Below are 21,527 nucleotides of genomic sequence, written 5' to 3' on the forward strand. Positions count from 1 at the left end.
CGGTCCGGAGGACCGCGATGACACCGCGGTGCGGTCCGGAGGACCGCGATGACACCGCGGTGCGGTCCGGAGGACCTCGATGACACCGCGGTGCGGTCCGGAGGACCTCGATGACACCGCGGTGCGGTCCGGAGGACCTCGATGTCCCGGCCTGCTCACTCCACCGGGACGACGTGGCGCGCCTCGGCGAAGTGGCAGGCCGACGGGTGCCCCTGCCCCCGGTCGACCAGCGCCGGCGGGTCGGTGGCGCAGACGTCCTGGGCCTTCCAGCAGCGGGTGCGGAAGCGGCACCCGGACGGCGGATCGGCCGGGCTGGGCACGTCGCCGGTCAGCAGGATCCGCTCCTTCTGCCCGCGCAGGTGCGGCTCGTGCACCGGCACCGACGAGAGCAGGGCCTGGGTGTAGGGGTGCGCGGGCGAGCCGTACACCTCCATGTCCGTGCCGGTCTCCACGACGCTGCCCAGGTACATGACGGCGACCCGGTCGGAGATGTGCCGCACCACGGAGAGGTCGTGGGCGATGAACACGTAGGCCAGGCCGAACTCGTCCTGCAGGTCCTCGAGCAGGTTGACCACCTGGGCCTGCACGGAGACGTCGAGGGCCGACACCGGCTCGTCGCAGACGATGATCTCCGGTTGCAGGGCCAGCGCCCGGGCGATGCCGATGCGCTGCCGCTGGCCGCCCGAGAACTGGTGCGGGTAGCGGTTGACGTAGTCGGGGTTGAGGCCGACCCGCTCCAGCAGCTCGCGGGCCCGCTTGCGCCGGTCCTTCTTCGGGACGACGTCGCTGTGGATCTCCCAGCCCTCGGCCACGATGTCGCCGACGGTCATCCGCGGGTTCAGCGACGAGTAGGGGTCCTGGAAGATGATCTGCACGCGGCGCCGGTAGTCCTTCAGCGCGCGGCCGCTCATCTTCCCGACGTCCTTGCCGTGGAACAGGATCTGCCCGGCCGTCGGCTTCTCCAGGCCCATCAGCAGCTTGGCCACGGTCGACTTGCCGCAGCCGGACTCGCCCACCAGGCCCAGGCTCTCGCCCCGGTGCAGCGTGAGGTCGACGCCGTCGACGGCGTGCACGTGACCGACGACCCGGCGGGCGATGACGCCCAGGGTCAGCGGGAAGTGCTTGACCAGCCCGCGGACCTCGAGGATCGGCTCGCGCCCCTCAGGCATGCAGGACCTCCTCGCGGTAGTGGCAGGCGCTGGCCCGGCCGGGCGCGCCGACCGGCAGCAGCAGCGGGACGTCGTCGTCGCAGTCCTTGCCGGGCGGGGCGTTCTCGAGCACCCGGCGCGGGCACCGCGGGTGGAACGCGCAACCCGGCGGGATGCGGGCGAGGTCCGGCGGCGTGCCGACGATCGGGCGCAGCCGGGTGCCCTTGGCCTCCACCGCCGGCACCGAGGCCATGAGGCCCTCGGTGTAGGGATGGGTCGGGTCGGTGAACACCTCGTCGACCGTGCCGGTCTCGACGACCCGGCCGGCGTACATGACGACCACCCGGTCGGCGACCTCGTTGACCACGCCCAGGTCGTGGGTGATGAGCAGCAGGCCCATGCCGGTGTCGCGCTGGAGCTCCTGCAGCAGCTCCATGATCTGCGCCTGCACCGTCACGTCGAGTGCGGTGGTCGGCTCGTCGGCGATGAGCACCTTGGGGTCCAGCGCCAGCGCCATGGCGATCATGACGCGCTGGCGCATGCCACCGGAGAACTGGTGCGGGAAGGAGCCGGCACGCCGGCGCGCCGCCGGGATGTGCACCCGGTCGAGCAGCTCGATCGCGGCCTCCCTGGCCTCCTTGCGGCTGGTGCCGCGGTGCGCCCGGAACATCTCGGCGATCTGGTGACCGACGGTGAACACCGGGTTCAGCGCCGACAGCGCGTCCTGGAAGATCATCGAGATGCCGGGGCCACGGACGGCGCGCTGCTCCTCCGCCGAGGCGGTCAGCAGGTCGCGCCCCTCGAACAACACCCGGCCGCCGGTGACGTAGCCCGGCGGCGAGTCGAGGATGCCCATGACCGCCTGCACGCTGACGCTCTTCCCCGAGCCCGACTCGCCGAGGATCGCCAGCGTCTCGCCGGTGCCGACCTGGTAGCTGATCTCGTTGACCGCCCGGACCACGCCCTTGGGGGTGCGGAACTCGACGGAGAGGTCCTCGACCTCGAGGACCGGGTCGGAGGTGGTCATCACCGCAGCTTCGGGTCGAGGGCGTCGCGCAGCGCGTCGCCGATCAGGATGAACGAGAGGACGGTCAGCGACAGGAAGGCGCTGGGGAAGAAGATCAGGTGAGCGGCGTCGCGCAGCCGGTTCTGCGCCGAGTTGATCTGCAGGCCCCACGAGATCTCGGGCAGCTGGAGCCCGATGCCGAGGAAGGTCAGCGTCGCCTCGGCGGCGATCAGGGTGCCGACGTAGATCGTCGAGTAGACCAGCACGGGCGCGACCGCGTTGGGCAGGATGTGCCGGGTCAGCACCCGGCCCGTGGAGCCGCCCAGCGCCCGGGCCGCCTGCACGTAGTCGGCCTCCTTGACCGAGACCACCGTCGAGCGGACCAGCCGCATGGCAGTCATCCAGCCGAACACGACGAGCGCCAGCGCGACCTCGAGGACGCCGCGGTCGGGCAGCACCGACAGCAGGATGAATGCGCCCAGGATGAGCGGCAGGCCGTAGAAGATGTCGGCGAGCCGGGCCAGCAAGCTGTCGATCCAGCCGCCGTAGTAGCCGGCCAGCGAGCCGATGACCACCCCGATGAGCAGCGTACCGAGCATGGCGAGGAAGCCGATCGACACCGACACCTGGGCGCCGTGGACCACGTTGGCGTAGTAGTCGCAGCCCTGCACGTCGTAGCCGAACCAGGCGCCGGCGCTCGGCCCGTCCGCCGACCGGGAGAGGTCGCAGTCCCGCGGGTCGGTGCGCGTGAACAACGTCGGGAAGGCCGCCATCAACAGGAAGACCGTCAGCAGGACGGCGCCGACCAGGAAGAACGGGTTCTTCCGCAGGCTGCGCCACGCGTCCGACCAGAGGCTGGCCTCGCCGATGTCCTCGCTGCCGGCCGCCTTGGCCTCGAGGGTGGTCGCCGCCCACCCCTCGGCGCGGTCGGTGGCCTCGGGCGGCCGTCCGGTGACCTGTCCCTCGGTGGGCCGGCGCTCGGTCCCGGCACGCTGGTCAGTCATAGCGGATCCTCGGGTCCAGGAGGGCGTACAGGACGTCGACCACCAGGTTGAAGAAGATGTAGAAGAAGACGAACAGGGTCACGATGCCGACGACGACGGCGCCCTCCTGGCGCAGCACCGAGTCGTACACCGCCCGGCCGAGGCCGGGGATGTTGAAGATGGTCTCGGTCACGATCGCCCCGGCCATCAGCGAACCGACGTCGGCACCGATGTAGGTGACCACCGGGATCAGGCTGTTGCGCAGGGTGTGCTTGCCGACGACGACCGACGGCTTGAGCCCCTTGGCGCGGGCGGTGCGCACGTAGTCCTGGCGGAGGTTCTCGGCCAGGCTGGTGCGGGTCAACCGCGCGACGTAGGCCAGCGACAGGCTGGCCAGCACCAGCCCGGGCAGCAGGTAGCTGTAGAGGCCTTCGTTGATGCCGGACGTCGGGAAGATCGGGAAGCGCAGGCCGAAGAGGTACTGGGCGACGAAGCCGAGCACGAAGACCGGGATCGACACGATCAGCGTCGTGGTGACGAGGACCAGGTTGTCGAAGAAGGAGCCCCGGCGGATGCCGGCGAGGATGCCGGCGACCAGGCCGATGACCGCCTCGAAGAACACGGCGACGGCGGCGAGCTTCGCGGTCACGGGCAACCGCTGCTCGATGGTGTCGAGGACGGCGCGGCCGGAGAAGTCGGTCCCGAAGTCGCCCTGCAGCAGACCACCGACGTACTTGACGTACTGGAGCCAGAGCGGGTCGTCGAGGTTGTACTCGGCGCGCAGCTGCGCCTGGACGGCCTCCGAGAGCGGCCGGTCACCGGCGAGCGCGCGGATCGGGTCGCCGGGCAGCGCGTACACCATCGCGAAGATGAGGAACGACGCGCCGATGAGCACGGGGATCGTGAGCAGCAGGCGCCGGGCGATGTAACGCCCCATGCACTGCCTCCAGGGATGTCGGACCGGTGCCCTCGTGAGGACCGGTCGGAGGGGTCGGGCTGGTCGGTCGGCTCAGGCTAGTGCCGGGGGGATCCGGCCTCCTGGCGGGTGGAACGGGGGCAGGGCCGGCCCCTGGACGCGGCGGAGCGCCCGCCCCGGACGCAGCGGAGGGGCCGGTCCCGGACGACGTAGAGCGCCCGCCCCGGACGCAGCGGTGCGCCCGACCCCGGAGGGCCGGGCGCACCCCTGCATCCCGGTGCGGGTCAGCCGCGCGTCACTCGGTGACCTGGACCGCAGCCGTGTCGATCCGCCCGAAGGCGTTGATGACCACGTTGCTGACCCGGTCGGAGTGGGCGAGCTGGTTGGTGCGGTGGAACAGCGGGGCAGCCGGCATCTGGGCGATGAGCAGGTCCTCGGCCGCCTGGTAGGCCTCGATGGCCGCCTCGTTGCTGTCGGCCGCGTTGCCCTGCTGGAGGAGCGCGTCGAACTCGGGGTTGCTGAAGAACGTGACGTTCGAGCCGGCCGGCGGGATCGCCGCGGTGCTGTAGAGCGGGCCGAGGAAGTTCTCCGCCACCGGGTAGTCCATGATCCAGCCGGACCGGAAGGGGCCGGTCATGCCCTGCGCGTCCTGCAGCGGCAGGTACTCGGCGAACTGCAGGTCACCGCGGAGCTGGTACTCGACGCCCAGGTTCTCGCGGATCTGGTTGCCGACGGCCTGCATCCACTCCTCGTGGCCGGCGCCGGCGTTGAACCACAGGTCCACCGGCTCGCTGCGGTCGAAGCCGGCCTGGTCGAGGAGCTGGTTGGCCTGCTCGACGTCCAGCACGCAGACGTCGCACGCGTCCTCGCGGTGGCCGTCGACGACGGGGCTGATGAACGAGGTGGCCGGCTGCCGGGTGCCCTGGAAGATGGCGTCGGAGATGGCCTGGCGGTCGATGGCCAGGGAGAACGCGCGGCGCACGTCGGGGTCGGCGAAGCGCTCGTCGTAGGTCGGGAAGCCCAGCGAGGTGATGTCGCCGTAGGCCGACTCGATGAACCGGTCGCCGAACTCGCCCTCGGCCGACGCGATCGCGTCCGGCGGGATGGTGTCGACGATGTCGAGCGAGCCGCCCTGCAGGTCGGTGTAGGCGGTGTTCAGCTCGGTGTAGATGCGGTACTCCAACGTCTCGGCGTTGGCGACCTCGCCGGCGTAGTCGTCGAAGCGGGTCAGCGTGATGCCCTGCCCGGGGACGAAGGGCTCCTCGGCCATGAACGGGCCGTTGCCGATCGGCTGCTCGCCGAAGCCCTGGGGGTCGTCGAAGAACGCCGGGGGCAGCGGGAAGAAGGCCGTGTACCCGGTGGTGGTCGGCCACTGCGCGTAGGGAGCCGACAGGGTGACCTCGAAGGTCAGGTCGTCGACGACCTGCAGGCCGGACATCTCCTGCGCGGCGGGCGCACCACCGGTCTCCGGCGCCTGCAGGTCGGCGTACCCGGCCACGTTGGAGAAGAAGTAGGAGTTGCCCTGGGCGTTGGTGCTCAGCGCGGTGTAGTTCCAGGCGTCGACGAAGGACTGGGCGTCGACCGGGGAGCCGTCGTGGAAGGTCCAGCCGTCGTTGAGGGTGACGGTCCAGGTCGTCTGGTCGACGGACTCGATGGACTCGGCGACGCCGGTGTAGACCGCCTCGTTGGTCTCGGCGTCGTACTCGACCAGACCCGTCCACAGGGAGTCGACGACCTGGCCACCCTCGGTCTCGTTGGTGTTGCCGGGGACCAGCGGGTTCTCGGGCTCGCCGATGTAGATGCTGTACGACCCGCCGCTGCTGGCAGCGCCCGCACCGCCGCCGCCGCTGCCCTCGTCCTCGCCACCGCCGCAGGCCGACAGCGTCAGGGCGCCCACGACGCCAGACGCGATCAGCGCGGCACCGCGCTTGCTCAACTTCACGAGACATGCCTCCCTGACCCCGCGGTGGCGGGGGGAACGGATTGTTCGACCAGCACCGGCTCGCCCCGTCGGTCGACGGACGGATCTCCCGGTGCGGACGCGCCCAGCAGGCCGCAGCCCTCTCGGCACGCTGCGAGCGACCCTAGGCGCGCCTTCTCCGGAGCGTCCACGGCCGAGTCCCATTCGTGACCTTCGTGTCCCAGGCGCCCCACGGCACGCCGTGGACGGGCCGTCCGGACGGCGACGAACGCTCGTCCACCCCCCGTGTTCCGTCACTTTTTCAGCGCGATTCCCGGCCTTTCCTGCCGAGTGCGGGCGCCGTCGCGGACCGCGGGCAGGACGCCGGGCAGCATGTCGGGCAGCGGCCCGTCACGAGCGGGCGAGCAGGGCCCGGACGGCGGGCAGCAGCGGGCGGTCGGCGGGGATCCAGTCGAGCGCCGCGAGCTCCTCGGCCCGCACCCAGCGGAGCTCCGCGTGCTCGGCGGCCGCGAGCTCGCCCGAGGCCTCGCGGGCCCACCACACCCGCAGGGTCGACGCACCCGGCGCGCCGCCGCCGACCACGCCGTCGAGCACGACCTCGCCGAGGAACGCCTGCGGTGCCACGACGACACCGAGCTCCTCCCGGCACTCGCGCACCAGCCCGTCGAGTTCCGGTTCCCCCGGTTCCACCTTGCCACCGGGGAACTCCCAGCAGCCGTCGTAGGGCCCCCCGGCGCGCCGCGCCACGAGCACCCGGTCGCCGCGGACGATCGCCGCACCGACCACCTGGACGACGCCCGCGGCCGCCCGGGAGGCAGCCGCGGCGTACACCTCCTGGTGGTCGCGCATGGCCCGCAGCACGCGGGGCCGCAGCACCAGCTCCTCGACCGCGCCCCGCAGCACCGGGGGGACCCGTGGCTCCCAGTCGACCTGCTCGGTCACCAGCGTGCCGGCGCCGGTGGCGGTGAAGCGGCGGGTGTGGGCCAGCCGGCGCCGTCCGCCCGGGGCCGCGGCGTAGGCGTCGTGCTCCGGCCGGACGGCGGCCACCTGCACCAGCGGTCCCGGCCACGGCGGCGGGGTGGCCTGCGCGACGTCGTAGGCGACCGTCAGCGGAGCACCCACGAGGGTGGTGAACCGCAGCCGCAGCACCGCACTCCCCTCCCCGAGGCGCAGGATGGGCCGGTGCGCATCACCGCTCGCGTCGACTACGCCGTCCGCGCCGCCCTGGAGCTGGCGGCCGCGGCGCCCGGTGCGCTGACCTGCGACCGGATCGCCACGGCGCAGGACATCCCGGTCCGTTTCCTGCAGGCCATCCTGGCCGACCTCCAGCACGCCCGCCTGGTGACCAGCCAGCGGGGGCGGGACGGCGGGTACCGGCTGGCGCTGCCGGCCTCGGAGGTGTCCGTGGCGCGGGTCATGCGGATCGAGCAGGGCTTCCTCGCCGAGGTGCACGGCCAGCGCCCGGAGGACGTCGACAACCCTGGGGCCGCCGCGGCGCTCGGCGCGGTCTGGGTCGCCGCGCGGGAGGCCTACCGGCAGGTGCTCGAGGAGGTCACGCTGGCCGACGTCGTCGCCGGCCGGCTGCCCGCGCGGGTCGCCGAGCTGGTCGCCGTCGAGGACGCGTGGCGCTCCTTCGGCGACGCGCGCACCTCCGGCGTCCGCTGACCGGCGCGACACCGCCGTCCGCGGGGAGCCACGTGCGGCCTGCCGGCCGTTCGTGTGGCACCATCGTGCGCATGACGGACCGCGGCGCCCTGCTCGTCGCGCGTCTGCACATCGACCTGGCGCTGGTGTCCAGCGCGGTCTGTCGCGCCGCGCGCTGACCCCGCCCTCGCGCAGCGGCTGCTGCGCCCCCGATCGGTAGCGCCACGACACCGCGCCCGCGTGCCCCCCTGCGCGCTCGGTCCGGCGCAGGAAGAAGTACGACCGTGACCCAGACACCTCGCACGAGCGACCGGCCGTCCCGGCGCGACACGGTGCAACGCGGCCAGGGCCAGTGGGCACTGGGGTACCGCGAGCCGCTCAACCCCAACGAGCGGATGAAGAAGGACTCCGACGGCCTCGACGTGCGCCAGCGGATCCTCGACATCTACTCGAAGACCGGCTTCGACGGCATCGACCCCGGCGACCTGCGCGGCCGGATGCGCTGGATGGGCCTCTACACCCAGCGCGCCCAGGGCATCCCCGGCGGCAAGACCGCCGTCCTCGAGCCCGAGGAGCTCGAGGACTCCTACTTCATGCTGCGCGTGCGCATCGACGGCGGGCAGCTCACCGGCGAGCAGCTCCGGGTGGTCGCCGGGATCAGCACCGAGTTCGGTCGGGACGTCGCCGACATCACCGACCGGCAGAACGTCCAGCTGCACTGGATCCGCATCGAGGACGTGCCCGAGATCTGGCGGCGGCTCGAAGCCGTCGGGCTGTCGACCACCGAGGCCTGCGGTGACACGCCGCGCGTGATGCTCAACTGCCCGCTGGCCGGCATCCTCGAGGACGAGGTGATCGACGCCTCGGACGTCGTCGCGCAGACCGTCGCCCGGTACGTCGGCGATCCGGAGTTCAGCAACCTGCCGCGCAAGTGGAAGACGTCGATGTCCGGCTGCGTCGACCACTGCACCGGCCACGAGATCAACGACGTGTCGTTCGTGGGCGTGGTCGACGACTACGGCCGGGCGGGCTACGACCTGTGGGTCGGCGGCGGCCTGTCGACCAATCCCAAGCTGGCGCAGCGGATCGGCGTGTTCGTCCGCCCGGAGGAGGTCACCGAGGTCTGGGCCGCGGTCACCTCGATCTTCCGCGACTACGGGTACCGCCGGCAGCGCAACCACGCCCGGATGAAGTTCCTCATGGCCGACTGGGGGCCGGAGAGGTTCCGCTCGGTGCTGGAGGACGAGTACCTGCACCGCGGACTGCCCGACGGCCCGTCGCCGGCGCCGCCGAGGAACGACGAGCGCGACCACGTCGGCGTGATGAAGCAGAAGGACGGCGCGAACGCCGTCGGCTTCGCGCTGCGCACGGGGCGGATCAGCGGCACGCTGCTGGCCCGCGTCGCCGACCTGGCCGACGCGTACGGCGCCGGTCGGATCCGGACGACGGCGCAGCAGAAGCTGGTGATCCTCGACGTGCCCGACGAGCGGGTCGAGGACCTGGTGGCCGCGCTGGGCGAGCACGACCTGCAGGTGCGGCCGAGCGCCTTCCGCCGCGGCACCATGGCCTGCACCGGCCTGGAGTTCTGCAAGCTGGCGATCGTCGAGACCAAGGGCCACGCGCAGGACCTGTACGCCGAGCTGGAGAAGCGGCTGCCGGACTTCGACGAGCCGATCTCGATCAACGTCAACGGGTGCCCCAACAGCTGCGCCCGGTTCCAGACGGCCGACATCGGCTTCAAGGGCTCGATGGTCCGCGACGAGGCCGGCGAGATGGTCGAGGGCTTCCAGGTGCACCTGGGCGGGCACCTCGGCGTGGAGGCCGCCTTCGGCCGGAAGTTCCGCGGCCACAAGGTGACCAAGGCCGAGACCGCCGACTACTGCGAGCGGGTGCTGCGCGGCTACCTCGAGCGGCGCGAGCCGGACGAGCGGTTCGCCGCCTACGTGGCGCGGGCCGACGAGTCCTGGCTGGTCTGAGCGCCGTGACGGAGGACACACCCGGAAGAGGCCGCTCCCTGCCGCCGTTCCACTGCCCGTACTGCGGGGACGAGGAACTCACCCCGTACGGGGGGACTTCCGACGGTTGGCGTTGCGCAGCGTGTCTGCGTGCATTCAGAGTGCAACTGATCGCGACGGGGGTGCAGCAGGGATGACGACCGCCATCCGGCCGACGCCGCTGCTCGCCGAGGCGGCGAACGCCTGGTTCGAGGACATCGCCGACCCGGTGGAGCAGGCGCTCACCGTGCTGCGCTGGGCCGGTGACACCTTCGGCGACGACTTCGCCATCACGTCGTCGATGGCCGACGGGCTGCTCGCGCACCTGGCCAGCCGGGCGGTCCCCGGCGTCCGGGTCGTCTTCCTCGACACCGGCTACCACTTCGCCGAGACCCTGGGCACCCGCGACTGGATCACCTCGGTGCTGCCGATCACGCTGGTGGACGTGCGACCGGCGCAGTCGGTCGCCGAGCAGGACGCCGAATTCGGGTCGCGGCTGCACGAGCGCGACCCTGACCTGTGCTGCTCGCTGCGCAAGGTCCAGCCGCTCGCGCAGGCGCTGTCCGGCTTCGTCGCCTGGGGGTCGGGCGTGCGGCGGGAGGAGTCCGCGTCGCGCAAGTACACCAAGTTGGTCGATTGGGACGCCGCACGCGGAATGATCAAGATCAATCCGCTGGCAGCCTGGACCCAGGACGACGTCGACGCCTACGTCACCGAGCACTCGGTGCCGGTCAACCCGCTCACCGACCTCGGCTACGCGTCGATCGGCTGCGCGCCGTGCACCCGGCCGGTCGCCCCCGGCGAGGACGCGCGCGCCGGTCGCTGGGCCGGCCGCGGCAAGACGGAGTGCGGGCTGCACGTCTGAGGAGGGACCTCGTCCCACCTCACGACGCGCGCCGCGGGCCCGGGACGAGGCCGTTCCGGGGCGGCAGGATGAGCCCGTGCCGCGTCCTCCGCGCCTCTCCCCCGACGAGCTGTCCGCCGCCCTCGGCGACCTGCCGCTGTGGTCCGGTGACACCGGCGGCCTGCACCGCACCGTCGAGCTGCCCAGCTTCCGCGACGCCGTCGCCGCGATCGGAGCCGTCGCCGACGTGGCCGAGGAGCTCGACCACCACCCCGACGTCGACCTGCGCTGGCGCACCCTGCACTTCGCGCTGGTCAGCCACTCCGCCGGCGGCGTGACCGAGCTCGACCTGCAGCTCGCCCGCCGCATCGACGCCCTGCTCCCCGGCTGACCCCGGGGCCCGGTCCCCGACCCCCCGCTGACGCGATCACGAAGTTCCGGAGGCGACACGCCGCTCCACGCCGGCGCGCCGCTTCCGCGACTTCATGATCGCGTGAGGAGGAGGTCGATCGCGTGTGGAGGGGCGCCGTGGGGGGTCAGCCCGCCACGGGGAGGACGAGCAGGCGCAGCAGGCGGTCGGCCTCGGCGTCCGGGTCCTCGGTGAGGCCGGTGTGCACCGGCCCCGGCTGGACGACGGTGCTGCGCGGCGCGGTCAGCCAGCGGAAGCGGGACCCCAGCGCCTCGCGCCCGGCGGCCCCGGCGGCCGGCGCGGCGGCGCAGACGTCGGCCGCCGCCCGGAGCGCCCGGCCGATCGCGTCGGCGTCGGCGGTCGGGTCGAGGGCGCGCAGCCGGTCGACGTCGAGGTGCACCCGAGAGCCGAGGTAGTCGCGCTGCCGGCAGTAGACGAGCACCCCGGCGTTGATCGCCTCTCCCCGCTCCACGCGGGGGACGACCCGCAGCACGGCGTACTCGAAGGTGTCCCGGGAGCCGCTCACCGTTGCCTCACCCCCTCCGGCGGCGGAGGGCCCAGCCAGGCCGGCCGGTTCTCCCCGCGCGGCGCGCGGCGGCGCCCCCCGCCGCCGGCGGCCGCGGTGGCGACCAGCCCGGGCAGCCAGGCGTCGCGCGCGTCCAGCCGGGCCAGCAGCTGGTCGACGTAGCGGTCGCGGAGGTCCTCGGCGTCGCCGTCCAGCCAGTCGTCGGGCACCTGTGCCAGCACGCCGGCGAGCAGGTCGCGGGTGATCCGGGGGGCGAGCGCCGCGTCGGCGTCCGCCACCTGCGGGTCGCGTTCGACCAGTGCGTGCGCGCTCGCGTCGTACGGCCGGGTGACCGCGGCGGCCGCGCCCGGCCAGGAGTGGTGGAAGGTCAGGCAGGCGCCGTGGTCGATCAGGTGGAGCCGACCGTGCCAGAAGAGCATGTTGGGGTTGCGCCACGAGCGGTCGACGTTGCCGACGAGCGCGTCGAACCACAGCACCCGCCCGGCCAGCCCCGGGCCGACGCCGTCGGCACCGGCCTCGAAGTCCAGCGCGCCGGGGAGGTAGTCGAGGCCCAGGTTGCGGCCCGCCGATCGGCGCAGCAGCTCCTGCACCTCGACGTCGGGCTCGCCCACGGCCAGCTCCGGGGCGACGTCGACGGTGACCAGCGCCGGCACCGGCAGGCCGAGCGCGCGGGCCAGCTCGCCGCAGACCACCTCGGCCACCAGCACCGGCAGACCCTGACCGGCGCCGCGCCACTTGACCACGTACGTGCCCAGGTCGTCGGCCTCCATGAGCCCCGGCAGCGAGCCACCCTCGCGCAGCGGGGTGACGTAACGGGTGGCGGTGACGGCGGGCAGCACAGTGGGCCGGACGTTACCGCCGCGCGCCGTGCGGGGTCGGCGGGAACACTGGCGGCGTGACCGTCGACGCACCGCCCGGCCGCCGCGGCGCCGCGCCGGCCGGCGGGCGGTAGCGGTGGGGCTGCTGCGGGCCGCGGACCTCGACCGGCTCCGCGACGCGCCGTTCACCTATCCCGACGTCGGGGCCACCCGCGAGGCGCGGTACCCGGCCGGCTGGCCGCACCTCGAGCGGACGGCGGTGGTCGGCTCGGGACGGCCGGCCTTCGAGCGGGCCGCCGCCGCGCTGTTCGACTGGGGCTGCCAGCGCGGCGCGGGGCTGCGGGTGCGCGCCACCGGCCCGGCGAGCGAACCGGGCGCCGTCGTCGTGCTGACCGCGGGACTGCCGCGGCTGGGCTACGACATCCCCTGCCGGGTCGTGTGGGCGCAGCCAGACGGCGACGAGCGCGGCTTCGGCTACGGCACCCTGCCCGGCCATCCGGAGAGCGGCGAGGAGGCGTTCCTCCTCCGGCTCGACCCGGACGGGCAGGTGCTCTTCACCACCCGCGTCTTCTCGCGGATGACCGGCCCGGTCGCCCGGCTCGCCGGGCCGGTCGGCCGGCGGGTGCAGGAGCTGGCGCTGACCGCCTACGCCCGTGCGGCGCGCCGGGCGGCCGGGGGCCGAGCGGCCGGCGGCTGAGCGATCGGCCGGGTCGGCGGTTGCGGTCCGCCGACCCGGTCAGACGTCGCGGCGCTCGGTGACGACGGCGCCGGCGACCCAGGCCGCCAGTGCCCAGGCGCCGCAGACGGCCAGGCCGGTGGGCCAGTCGGTCGCCGCGGCGAGCAGCGCGTCGCCGCCGGCCGGCAGGCCGAGCGAGCCGCGGGTCGCGACGGTCAGCAGGTCCTCCTCGCCCACCCGCAGCGCGGGCAGCAACCAGGCGACGTCGACCACGGCGGCCACGCCGCTCAGCACCGCGGCCGTCGGCAGCACGACGACCAGCGCGACGCCGAGCACGACCGCCGGCACGGCGCGGCGCAGCAGCGCGCCCAACCCCACGCCCAGGACGACGACCAGCACGGCGGCGGCGACCTGCACCCCGGCCGCCCGCAGCACGACCGGGTCGCCGACGGGCGGCCCGCCGGCCCCGGCGGTCAGCACCGGCACGGCGGCGACGCACGCGGCGGCCGCCCCTGCAGTGAGCAGCGCGGTCCAGAAGGCGACGAGCACGGTCTTCGCGACCAGCCAGCGGATGCGCCGGGGCACGGCGGTCAGGGACACGAGCACCGTGCCGGCCCGGTACTCACCGGTGACGACCAGGGCGCCCAGGCCGACGAGCACCAGCTGCGCGGGGGCGAAGCCGACCAGCGCCGCCGCGACCGCCCGGGCGGGGTCGGCCGGCGCGGTCGTGCCGCTCAGCGACACCCAGGCCCCCGCGGCGACCACCGCGAGGTAGGCCAGCAGGCACGTGCCGATCGAGCGCGAGGTGCGCAGCTTGGTCCACTCGCTCCGCAGCAGGGCACGGGCGGGCACCCGGCGGCTCACGTGGCCGCCCCGCCGGTCTCGTCGGCGAGGGCGAGGTAGGCCTCCGCCAGGGTGAGCGGCACGACGGCGAGCTCGTGCACGGGGGCCTCGGTGAGGTAGGCGACGTCGCCGACCTCCTGCGCCGACAGGCCGTCGACCCGCAGCGCGCCGTCGACCTCCAGCGCGACCCGGCCGCCGGCCTCGCGCAGCGCGGTCGCCAGCAGCGGGGCGCGCGGCGTGCGCACCCGGACGCCGGCGCCTCCACCGAGCAGGTCGGCGACCGGCAGGTCGGCCAGCAGCCGCCCGCGGTCGAGGACCACCAGGTGGTCGGCGGTCTCCTCCAGCCCGCTTGACGGGTGACCGGAGAGCAGCACCGTGCGGCCCTGCTCGGCGTAGTCGCGCAGCAGTTCGCGCACCATCCGCACCCCGCCCGGGCCCAACCCGGTCACCGGCTCGTCGAGCAGCAGGACCTCCGGGTCGCCGAGCAGCGCGACCGCCAGGCCCAGCCGCCGCGCGCCGGCCGAGGGCAGGCCGCGCACCCGCTCGTGCGCGACCGAGCCGAGGCCGACCAGCTCGATCACCTCGTCGACCCGCCGGGCCGGGATGGCGTTGCTCTGCGCGAGCGCCCGCAGGTGCTGGTAGGCCGTGCGGTGCGGCCGGCCGGCTCCGTCGCCGATCAAAGCACCCACCTCGCGCAGCGGGCGGGCCAGCTGGCGGTACCGGCGGCCGAGCACCACCGCCGATCCGGACGTCGGCCGGGTCAGCCCCACGACGCAGCGCATGATCGTCGTCCGGCCGGAGCCGTCCGGCCCGAGCAGCCCGGTCACCCGGCCCGGGCGGACGGCGGTGGTCACGCCGTCGACGGCGACGTGCGACCCGTACCGCTTGGTCAGCGCGTCGAGCACGATCACACCGCACAGCATCGCGGCAGCCGGCGCCCGGCCCGCGCCGACACAGCGGGACGGGCGCCGATCCGGTCTGGACGGCGGGACGGCCGACCGGCACCCTTCCGGCGTGTCCACCACCCCACCCGCGCGGCTGCGCGACCTGCGCAACCTGGGGCCGGCCAGCGAGCGGGCGCTGGCCGCGGTGGGCATCCGCACGCCGGCGGATCTCGACGCGGTCGGCGCGGCCGCGGCCTTCCGCCGGCTGGCCGACGCGGGCACGCCGCACCTGACCCGCACCTTCCTGTGGGCGCTCGCCGGCGCGCTCGACGACCTGGACTGGCGCGAGCTGCCGCCCGACCTCCGGCGGCGGCTGGCGGTCGAGGCCGGCCTGACCGGCTGACCGGGCCCCGGCCGGCTGACCGGGCCCTCGGCCGGGCGGACGGGACCCGACGGCCGGGCTACGGGGCGGCCGCGCGGTAGGGCTCGGCGACTCCGTCGGCGACGAACGGGATCTTGACCGTGTACTGCTGGTAGAGCTTGGCGGCCTCCTCGATCGGCAGGTGCCCGACCTGCACGAGGGTGGCCAGCCCGTCCAGCTCCGCGGCGGCCGACTCCGCAGCACCCACCCGGGCGCCGGTGTTCTGCGACCGCTCGAGGTTGACCAGCACCGCGGCGCCCACCGAGACCACGAGCGCGGCGAGGCACAGCAGCCGCCAGACGATCGAGTTCTCGGCGAGCCCGAGGGCATTCGCCACCGCGTCGGCGAACGTGTTGCCCCCCAGCGCCGGACCGGCGGTGAAGGCGGCGGACATCGAGCTCAGCACCATGGTCACGGCCACCCGGCGCTGCGCCTTGGGCCGGGTGGTGCGCAACCAGACCTGGACGTCGGCGTGGCGGCGCTGCACGCGGGCCAGGAACTCGCGGCGCTGGTCGCTGTCGTCGGTCATCGACGTCTCCCGCTCCGAGCAGTGCGACCCCCCGGATGCTATCGGCCGAGGAGACCCGATCCCCGCACGGTCCCGTCACCTGCGGCGACGCCGTCGTCGCGCGATCATGCGACACGCCGAGGGTGTGCCGCTGCGCAGGCCCTTGACTACGCGGCGTCCCCTCCCGGGCCCTAGCGTCCGCGACACCCCTCCTGTCCGGGGGGCGCGGGCGTGAGGGAGCAGCGGTGGACCGCAGGTGGACGGTGTCGACGGCGACGGTGCTGGTCGTGGGGCTCGTGCCCGGGGTCGCGGCCGCGGAGACGGCAACGGCCCGGACCGGCTCGCCGGGTGCCCCCGGGATCGGCGACACGTACTACCCGCTCGACGGCAACGGCGGCTACCAGGTCGAGCACTACGACCTCGACGTCCGCTACGACCCGGCCACCGACGCGCTCAGCGCCACGGCCGCCATCCGGGCGGTCGCCACCCAGGACCTGTCCAGCTTCAACCTGGACTTCGTCGGGCTGGACATCAGCGAGCTCACGGTCGACGGCGCGGCGGCCACCTTCGAGCGGGACGCCGGTGAGCTGACCGTCACCCCCGCGCAGTGGTTGCCGGTCGACAGCGAGTTCACCGTCACGGTCACCTACGAGGGCGTCCCGGAGACCATCGAGACCGCATTGGGGACGATCGCCGGCTTCATCCACACCGACGACGGCGCGCTCGTCGTCGGCCAGCCCGACGTGGCGGCGACCTGGTTCCCGGCCAACGACCACCCGCTGGACGCGGCGACCTTCGACGTCGCCCTCACCGTGCCCGAGGGTCTGGAGGCCCTCTCGAACGGTGAGCTGGTCTCCACGGAGACGGCGGACGGCCTGAGCACGTGGCGGTGGGCGGCCGCCGAACCCATGGCGCCCTACCTGGCGGTGGTCGCCATCGGCGAGTTCGACGTGCGCGCCTACGAAGAGGCCGGCCTGCGCTACTGGGACGCCTTCGACCCCGACCTGTTCACCACGCCGTCGAACCCGGAGGACCCCGCCTCGCCGACGCTGGGCGAGATCGCCGAGGCCTCGCTGGCGCGGCAGCCCGAGGTGCTGGACTGGCTGGCCGGCCTCGGCGGACCCTACCCGTTCGTCACCGCCGGCGGCATCGTCGACGACAGCACCGACCTCCGCTTCGCCCTGGAGACCCAGACGCGGCCGATCTACTCGCCCTTCTTCTTCACCGACCAGGTCTTCGGCGACCTCGTGGTCGTGCACGAGCTGGCCCACCAGTGGTTCGGCGACGACCTGCGCCTCGGGGCCTGGCAGGACATCTGGCTCAACGAGGGCTTCGCCACCTACGCCGAGTGGTTGTGGCTGGAGAAGGAAGGCCTGGCCACCGCCCAGCAGGTGTTCGACGACAGCTACGCCACCGTCCCGGCCGACGACCCGTTCTGGACCGTGCTGCCCGGCGACCCCGGCCCGGACGCGCTGTTCGACGGCGCGGTCTACAACCGCGGGGCGATGACGCTGCACGCGCTGCGCCAGGTGATCGGCGACGAGACGTTCTTCGCCGTCGTCCGGGCGTGGGCGGAGTCCCAGGCCGGCGACACCGTCAGCACCGACGAGTTCGTCGCGCTGGCGGAGGAGCTGTCCGGCCGGCAGCTCGACGACCTGTTCGACGCCTGGCTCTACACGCAGGAGAAGCCCGCCCTCGGCTGACCCGGGTCGACCGGCGGCGGGCGCAGCCCGCCGCCAGTCGGTGCGGCCCCTCAGCCGCTGGGGCCGAACCGCTCGATCCGGACGTCGGACGGCGCGAAAGCCAGCCGTTCGACCAGGACCGTGCCCAGCGCCTCGGCGAACGCGGGCGACCCGCAGACGTAGCCGGTCTGGCCCGGCTCCCACAGCGGCAGCAGCTCGTCGGCCGACAGCCGGCCGGCCGGGCGGATGCCGTGCGCCTCGCGGCTGAGCGCCAGCAGCGCGCCGGCGTCGGCCAGCTCCCCGGCGTAGGGCAGTCCCGCGCGGGTGCGCGCGGCGACGGCGACCCGCAGCAGGTCGGTGCGGCCGGTCGCCCGCGCGGTGCGCAGCATGGCGACCAGCGGGACGACGCCGGTGCCGCCGCCGACCAGCAGGGCCGGCGACGCGCCGTCCCAGACGAACCAGCCGCCGATCGGCCCCCGCACCTCCAGCACGTCACCGGGCTCGACGACCTCGGCGAGGTAGCCGGAGACCTCGCCGTCCTCCAGCCGCTCGACGAACAGCTCGACGAGGGGGTCGTCCGGCGCCGAGGCCGCCGAGTAGGAGCGCTGCGCGGTGTACCCGTCCTCCGCGGTCAGGCGGACGACGTAGTGCTGGCCGGGCAGGTGATCGATCCGGTCGGTGACGTCGAGGCGCAGCAGCACCCCGCCCGGGACCGGGTGCTCGACGCCGACGACCGTTGCCGTCCGCCAGCCGCCGCTGGGCGCCCGCGCTCCGGCGCCGTGCAGCGCGGCCACGGCTCAGTCCCCCCGGTAGCGCTGCTCGCGCCAGGGGTCACCGCGCTCGTGGTAGCCGTTCTCCTCCCAGAAGCCGGGCTGGTCGCGGGTCAGCAGCGTCAGCCTGGTGACCCACTTGGCGCTCTTCCAGAAGTACAGGTGCGGCACCAGCAAACGGACCGGGCCGCCGTGCTCCACGGGCAGCGGGCGGCCGTCGAACTCCCAGACGACCCACGCCTTGCCGCCGGTGACGTCGGCCAGCGGCAGGTTCGTCGTGTAGCCGGTCTTGGACGTCGCCACGACGAACCGGGCCTCGGGTGTCGGGCGGGCGGCCTCGAGGAACGTGTCGACGCTGACGCCGGTGAAGCGGGTGTCGAACTTCGACCAGGTGGTCACGCAGTGGATGGCGCCGCGGTACTCGGACGGGGGCAGCCGGTGCGCCTCGTCCCAGCTCCAGGTGGTGGGCCGTTCCACCCGGCCGTCGACGGTGATGCTCCAGGTCTCGGGGGCGATGCGCGGGGTCGGCTCGGCGGTCAGCACCGGCCAGTCGGACCCGACGTCGTACTGGCCGGGCGGCAGCCGCGGGTCCCGCTCGCGCCGCCGGCCGAGGAAGCCCCGGGTCGGTCCTGCCACGGCGTCGTCCTCCCTCCTCGGCGCGCAGGCGGCGGGCCGGGCGCGCCGGCGCGCGACCGGTGGGCCGACGCGCCGCAGGCAGTGTCCACCCGCCGGGCGCCCTGCCGCACGGGAATCGCGCCCCAGGTCAGCGCAGGGAAGGCTCTCCTTACATGAGGTGTGTCACCTCGTGTTTACCTGGCCGCCGAGCCACCGTGGACCTACCTTCGGTACGTGGCGACCGTGACGCGACCGGCCCAGCGCAGGGCCCCGAAGACCGGACGGGCGAGCTCGTCGGTCTTCAAGAAGTCCGTGATGGCGGTCAGCGGCATCATCCTGGTGCTGTACCTGATCGCCCACATGATCGGGAACCTGAAGGCCTTCGCCGGAGCGGAGTCCTTCAACGAGTACTCCGGATGGATCCGGTCGATCGGCGAACCGGCGGTCCCGACCCAGACGGTGCTGTGGGTGATCCGGCTCGTCCTGCTCGCCGCGGTCGTCGCGCACATGTGGGCCGCGTTCTCGCTGTGGAAGCAGGCCCGGGCCGCGCGGCCGGTCCGCTACGTGACCAAGAAGCCGGTGCAGCAGAGCTATGCCTCCCGCACGCTGCGCTGGGGTGGCGTGATCATCGCGCTGTTCATCGTCTGGCACATCCTCGACCTGACCCTCGGCACGGTGAACTCCGCCGGCGCCGACAGCACGCCGTACGAGCGGCTCGTCGCCAGCTTCTCCAACCCGTTCGTCACCGCCTTCTACGTGGTGGCGCTGGTGCTGCTCGGTTTCCACCTGCGCCACGGCATCTGGAGCGCCGCCCAGACCCTGGGCCAGAGCAACAAGCGCCGGGAGCGGCTGCTCAACGTCTCCGCGACGGTCTTCGCGTTCGTCCTCATCGGCGGCTTCCTGCTCGCGCCGGCCGGTGTCCTGCTCGGCATCGTTGACTGACGAAGGAGTCGTCATGCCCCTCGAGCTCTTCACCGTCGGCGACGCGATCGCCGACACCAAGGCGCCCCAGGACGTCCCGATCGCCGAGCGCTGGAGCACCCGTCGCTTCCGCGCCCGCCTGGTCAACCCGGCCAACCGCCGCAAGCTCTCGGTCATCATCGTCGGCACCGGCCTGGCCGGTGGCTCGGCGGCCGCGACGCTCGGCGAGATGGGCTACAAGGTCAAGTCGTTCTGGTACCACGACAGCCCCCGCCGGGCGCACAGCGTGGCCGCGCAGGGCGGCATCAACGCGGCGAAGAACTACCGCAACGACGGCGACAGCGTGCACCGGCTGTTCTACGACACGGTCAAGGGCGGCGACTTCCGCTCCCGCGAGGACAACGTGCACCGGCTGGCCGAGGTCAGCGTCAACATCATCGACCAGTGCGTCGCCCAGGGCGTGCCGTTCGCCCGGGAGTACGGCGGCCTGCTCGACAACCGGTCCTTCGGCGGGGCACAGGTCTCCCGCACCTTCTACGCCCGCGGCCAGACCGGCCAGCAGCTGCTGTACGGCGCCTACCAGGCCCTCGAGCGGCAGATCGCGGCCGGCAACGTCGAGATGCACCCGCGCACCGAGATGCTCGACCTGGTCGTGGTCGACGGCCGGGCGCGGGGCATCGTCGCCCGGGACCTGATCACCGGTGAGGTCACCACGCACATGGCCGACGCCGTCGTGCTCGGCACCGGTGGGTACGGCAACGTCTTCTACCTGTCCACCAACGCCAAGGGGTCCAACACCACGGCGATCTGGCGGGCGCACAAGAAGGGCGCGTACTTCGCCAACCCCTGCTACACGCAGATCCACCCGACCTGCATCCCGGTGCACGGCGAGTACCAGTCCAAGCTCACGCTGATGAGCGAGTCGCTGCGCAACGACGGGCGGGTCTGGGTGCCCAGGGAGCGCGGCGACACCCGCGACCCGCGGGACATCCCCGAGGACGAGCGCGACTACTACCTCGAGCGGATCTACCCGTCGTTCGGCAACCTGGTGCCCCGCGACATCGCCTCGCGCCAGGCGAAGAACGTCTGCGACGAGGGCCGCGGCGTCGGACCCGGCGGGCTCGGCGTCTACCTCGACTTCGGCGAGGCCATGCAGCGGCTGGGCCGCAAGGCCATCGAGGCCAAGTACGGCAACCTCTTCGACATGTACGCCCAGATCACGGGCGAGGACCCGTACGAGGTCCCGATGCGGATCTACCCGGCGGTCCACTACACGATGGGCGGGCTCTGGGTCGACTACGACCTGCAGTCGACCATCCCCGGGCTGTTCGTGATCGGTGAGGCCAACTTCTCCGACCACGGCGCGAACCGGCTCGGCGCGTCGGCGCTCATGCAGGGCCTGGCCGACGGCTACTTCGTCCTGCCCAACACGATCAACGACTACCTGGCCGACGGCCCCTTCCCGAAGGTGGCCGACGACCACCCGGCGGTCGTGCAGGCACAGGAGGCGGTGCAGGCGCAGATCCGCAAGCTGCTGTCGATCGACGGCACCCGCACCGTGGCCTCCTTCCACCGGGAGCTGGGCCGCCTGATGTGGGACCTGTGCGGCATGGAGCGCTCGGAGGAGAGCCTGCGCAAGGCACTGGACCGCATCCCGGAGATCCGCCAGGAGTTCTGGACCAACGTCAAGGTCTCCGGCGACTGGCACTCGATGAACCAGACGCTGGAGCACGCCGGCCGGGTCGCCGACTTCATCGAGCTGGCCGAGCTCATGTGCATCGACGCGCTGCACCGCAACGAGAGCTGCGGCGGCCACTTCCGCGCCGAGAGCCAGACCCCGGAGGGCGAGGCGCTGCGCGACGACGAGCGGTTCGCCTACGTCGCGGCCTGGGAGTGGACGCCCGAGGGCCAGCCCCCGGTCCTGCACCGCGAGGCCCTCGAGTACGAGTACGTGCACCTCGCCCAGCGCAGCTACAAGTGACCACCCAGCGCAGCCAC

General features: G+C 73.5%; 22 protein-coding genes. 9 read left to right on the top strand and 13 right to left on the bottom strand.

The genetic code is table 11. The features are described 5' to 3' along the window. Nucleotides 1–155: 155 nt before the first annotated feature. The 6 genes from OF117_RS08430 to OF117_RS08455 all read right to left on the bottom strand — a co-directional run bounded on the left by OF117_RS08430 (nucleotide 156) and on the right by OF117_RS08455 (nucleotide 7,123). The gene (locus tag OF117_RS08430; protein WP_263552382.1) at nucleotides 156–1,169 is read right to left on the bottom strand and encodes an ABC transporter ATP-binding protein; all 1,014 of its coding nucleotides are present in this window, start codon (nucleotides 1,167–1,169) and stop codon (nucleotides 156–158) included. Beyond that, nucleotides 1,162–2,175 (bottom strand): ABC transporter ATP-binding protein, encoded by a 1,014-nt coding sequence (locus tag OF117_RS08435; protein ID WP_263552383.1) that lies wholly within the window; start codon nucleotides 2,173–2,175, stop codon nucleotides 1,162–1,164. The genes OF117_RS08430 and OF117_RS08435 overlap by 8 nt, the downstream gene beginning before the upstream one ends. Further along, nucleotides 2,175–3,158 carry an ABC transporter permease gene (locus OF117_RS08440; protein ID WP_263552384.1) on the bottom strand — a complete coding sequence of 328 codons (984 nt, stop codon included), beginning with the start codon at nucleotides 3,156–3,158 and terminating at the stop codon, nucleotides 2,175–2,177. The genes OF117_RS08435 and OF117_RS08440 overlap by 1 nt, the downstream gene beginning before the upstream one ends. Further along, nucleotides 3,151–4,074, bottom strand: coding sequence for an ABC transporter permease (locus tag OF117_RS08445; RefSeq protein ID WP_263552385.1), 924 nt, complete (start codon nucleotides 4,072–4,074; stop codon nucleotides 3,151–3,153). Before OF117_RS08445 ends, OF117_RS08440 begins: the two co-directional genes overlap by 8 nt. Nucleotides 4,075–4,348: 274 nt before the next feature. Next, on the bottom strand, nucleotides 4,349–5,995 hold the full coding sequence (locus OF117_RS08450) for an ABC transporter substrate-binding protein (RefSeq protein ID WP_263552386.1): 1,647 nt from the start codon (nucleotides 5,993–5,995) through the stop codon (nucleotides 4,349–4,351). Between the two features lie 369 nt (nucleotides 5,996–6,364). After that, complete coding sequence (locus OF117_RS08455) at nucleotides 6,365–7,123, bottom strand: (deoxy)nucleoside triphosphate pyrophosphohydrolase (protein ID WP_263552387.1); 759 nt, start codon at nucleotides 7,121–7,123, stop codon at nucleotides 6,365–6,367. Nucleotides 7,124–7,156: 33 nt separating this feature from the next. On the opposite strand from OF117_RS08455, the gene OF117_RS08460 reads away from it, so the two are divergent. From OF117_RS08460 to OF117_RS08475, 4 genes are all read left to right on the top strand, one after another. After that, nucleotides 7,157–7,639 (top strand): RrF2 family transcriptional regulator, encoded by a 483-nt coding sequence (locus OF117_RS08460; RefSeq protein WP_263552388.1) that lies wholly within the window; start codon nucleotides 7,157–7,159, stop codon nucleotides 7,637–7,639. A 263-nt stretch (nucleotides 7,640–7,902) separates the two neighbouring features. Next, nucleotides 7,903–9,594 carry a nitrite/sulfite reductase gene (locus OF117_RS08465; RefSeq protein ID WP_263552389.1) on the top strand — a complete coding sequence of 564 codons (1,692 nt, stop codon included), beginning with the start codon at nucleotides 7,903–7,905 and terminating at the stop codon, nucleotides 9,592–9,594. 172 nt (nucleotides 9,595–9,766) lie between these two features. After that, nucleotides 9,767–10,477 (top strand): phosphoadenylyl-sulfate reductase, encoded by a 711-nt coding sequence (locus OF117_RS08470; protein WP_263552390.1) that lies wholly within the window; start codon nucleotides 9,767–9,769, stop codon nucleotides 10,475–10,477. A gap of 76 nt (nucleotides 10,478–10,553) precedes the next feature. Further along, complete coding sequence (locus OF117_RS08475) at nucleotides 10,554–10,847, top strand: 4a-hydroxytetrahydrobiopterin dehydratase (protein WP_263552391.1); 294 nt, start codon at nucleotides 10,554–10,556, stop codon at nucleotides 10,845–10,847. Nucleotides 10,848–10,992: 145 nt separating this feature from the next. On the opposite strand, the gene OF117_RS08480 is transcribed toward OF117_RS08475, so the two are convergent. Both OF117_RS08480 and OF117_RS08485 read right to left on the bottom strand, forming a co-directional pair. Further along, nucleotides 10,993–11,391, bottom strand: a complete 399-nt coding sequence (locus OF117_RS08480; RefSeq protein WP_263552392.1) for a DUF3037 domain-containing protein — start codon at nucleotides 11,389–11,391, stop codon at nucleotides 10,993–10,995. Further along, nucleotides 11,388–12,230, bottom strand: a complete 843-nt coding sequence (locus OF117_RS08485; RefSeq protein ID WP_263552393.1) for a HipA family kinase — start codon at nucleotides 12,228–12,230, stop codon at nucleotides 11,388–11,390. The genes OF117_RS08480 and OF117_RS08485 overlap by 4 nt, the downstream gene beginning before the upstream one ends. Nucleotides 12,231–12,345: 115 nt before the next feature. Here OF117_RS08485 and OF117_RS08490 point away from each other — a divergent pair, with 115 nt between their 5' ends. Continuing rightward, complete coding sequence (locus OF117_RS08490; RefSeq protein WP_263552394.1) at nucleotides 12,346–12,906, top strand: DUF1990 family protein; 561 nt, start codon at nucleotides 12,346–12,348, stop codon at nucleotides 12,904–12,906. Between the two features lie 39 nt (nucleotides 12,907–12,945). Here the strand turns inward: OF117_RS08490 and OF117_RS08495 are convergent, their stop codons facing one another. Both OF117_RS08495 and OF117_RS08500 read right to left on the bottom strand, forming a co-directional pair. Then, the gene (locus OF117_RS08495; RefSeq protein WP_263552395.1) at nucleotides 12,946–13,749 is read right to left on the bottom strand and encodes a hypothetical protein; all 804 of its coding nucleotides are present in this window, start codon (nucleotides 13,747–13,749) and stop codon (nucleotides 12,946–12,948) included. Further along, nucleotides 13,746–14,639 carry an ABC transporter ATP-binding protein gene (locus OF117_RS08500; RefSeq protein WP_263552396.1) on the bottom strand — a complete coding sequence of 298 codons (894 nt, stop codon included), beginning with the start codon at nucleotides 14,637–14,639 and terminating at the stop codon, nucleotides 13,746–13,748. Before OF117_RS08500 ends, OF117_RS08495 begins: the two co-directional genes overlap by 4 nt. Nucleotides 14,640–14,742: 103 nt before the next feature. Here OF117_RS08500 and OF117_RS08505 point away from each other — a divergent pair, with 103 nt between their 5' ends. Further along, entirely contained in the window at nucleotides 14,743–15,015 is a 273-nt protein-coding gene (locus OF117_RS08505; protein ID WP_263552397.1) for a TfoX/Sxy family protein, read from the top strand. Between the two features lie 58 nt (nucleotides 15,016–15,073). Here OF117_RS08505 and OF117_RS08510 read toward each other — a convergent pair whose 3' ends face one another. Then, nucleotides 15,074–15,562 carry a hypothetical protein gene (locus OF117_RS08510; RefSeq protein ID WP_263552398.1) on the bottom strand — a complete coding sequence of 163 codons (489 nt, stop codon included), beginning with the start codon at nucleotides 15,560–15,562 and terminating at the stop codon, nucleotides 15,074–15,076. 224 nt (nucleotides 15,563–15,786) lie between these two features. Between OF117_RS08510 and OF117_RS08515 the strand changes: the two genes are divergently transcribed. Next, nucleotides 15,787–17,244, top strand: a complete 1,458-nt coding sequence (locus OF117_RS08515; protein ID WP_263552399.1) for a M1 family metallopeptidase — start codon at nucleotides 15,787–15,789, stop codon at nucleotides 17,242–17,244. Between the two features lie 50 nt (nucleotides 17,245–17,294). Here OF117_RS08515 and OF117_RS08520 read toward each other — a convergent pair whose 3' ends face one another. Both OF117_RS08520 and OF117_RS08525 read right to left on the bottom strand, forming a co-directional pair. Next, nucleotides 17,295–18,017 carry an FAD-binding oxidoreductase gene (locus OF117_RS08520; RefSeq protein ID WP_263552400.1) on the bottom strand — a complete coding sequence of 241 codons (723 nt, stop codon included), beginning with the start codon at nucleotides 18,015–18,017 and terminating at the stop codon, nucleotides 17,295–17,297. A 3-nt stretch (nucleotides 18,018–18,020) separates the two neighbouring features. Further along, on the bottom strand, nucleotides 18,021–18,629 hold the full coding sequence (locus tag OF117_RS08525) for a sulfite oxidase-like oxidoreductase (protein ID WP_263552401.1): 609 nt from the start codon (nucleotides 18,627–18,629) through the stop codon (nucleotides 18,021–18,023). Between the two features lie 213 nt (nucleotides 18,630–18,842). On the opposite strand from OF117_RS08525, the gene OF117_RS08530 reads away from it, so the two are divergent. Together OF117_RS08530 and OF117_RS08535 are read left to right on the top strand one after the other, a co-directional pair. Beyond that, on the top strand, nucleotides 18,843–19,550 hold the full coding sequence (locus OF117_RS08530) for a succinate dehydrogenase cytochrome b subunit (RefSeq protein WP_263552402.1): 708 nt from the start codon (nucleotides 18,843–18,845) through the stop codon (nucleotides 19,548–19,550). Between the two features lie 13 nt (nucleotides 19,551–19,563). After that, a complete protein-coding gene (locus tag OF117_RS08535; protein ID WP_263552403.1) occupies nucleotides 19,564–21,510 on the top strand; it encodes a fumarate reductase/succinate dehydrogenase flavoprotein subunit in 1,947 nt (648 codons plus the stop codon). Nucleotides 21,511–21,527 lie beyond the last annotated feature (17 nt).

This window comes from Geodermatophilus sp. YIM 151500 (assembly GCF_025716945.1).
In the GTDB taxonomy this organism is placed as follows: Bacteria; Actinomycetota; Actinomycetes; order Mycobacteriales; family Geodermatophilaceae; genus YIM-151500.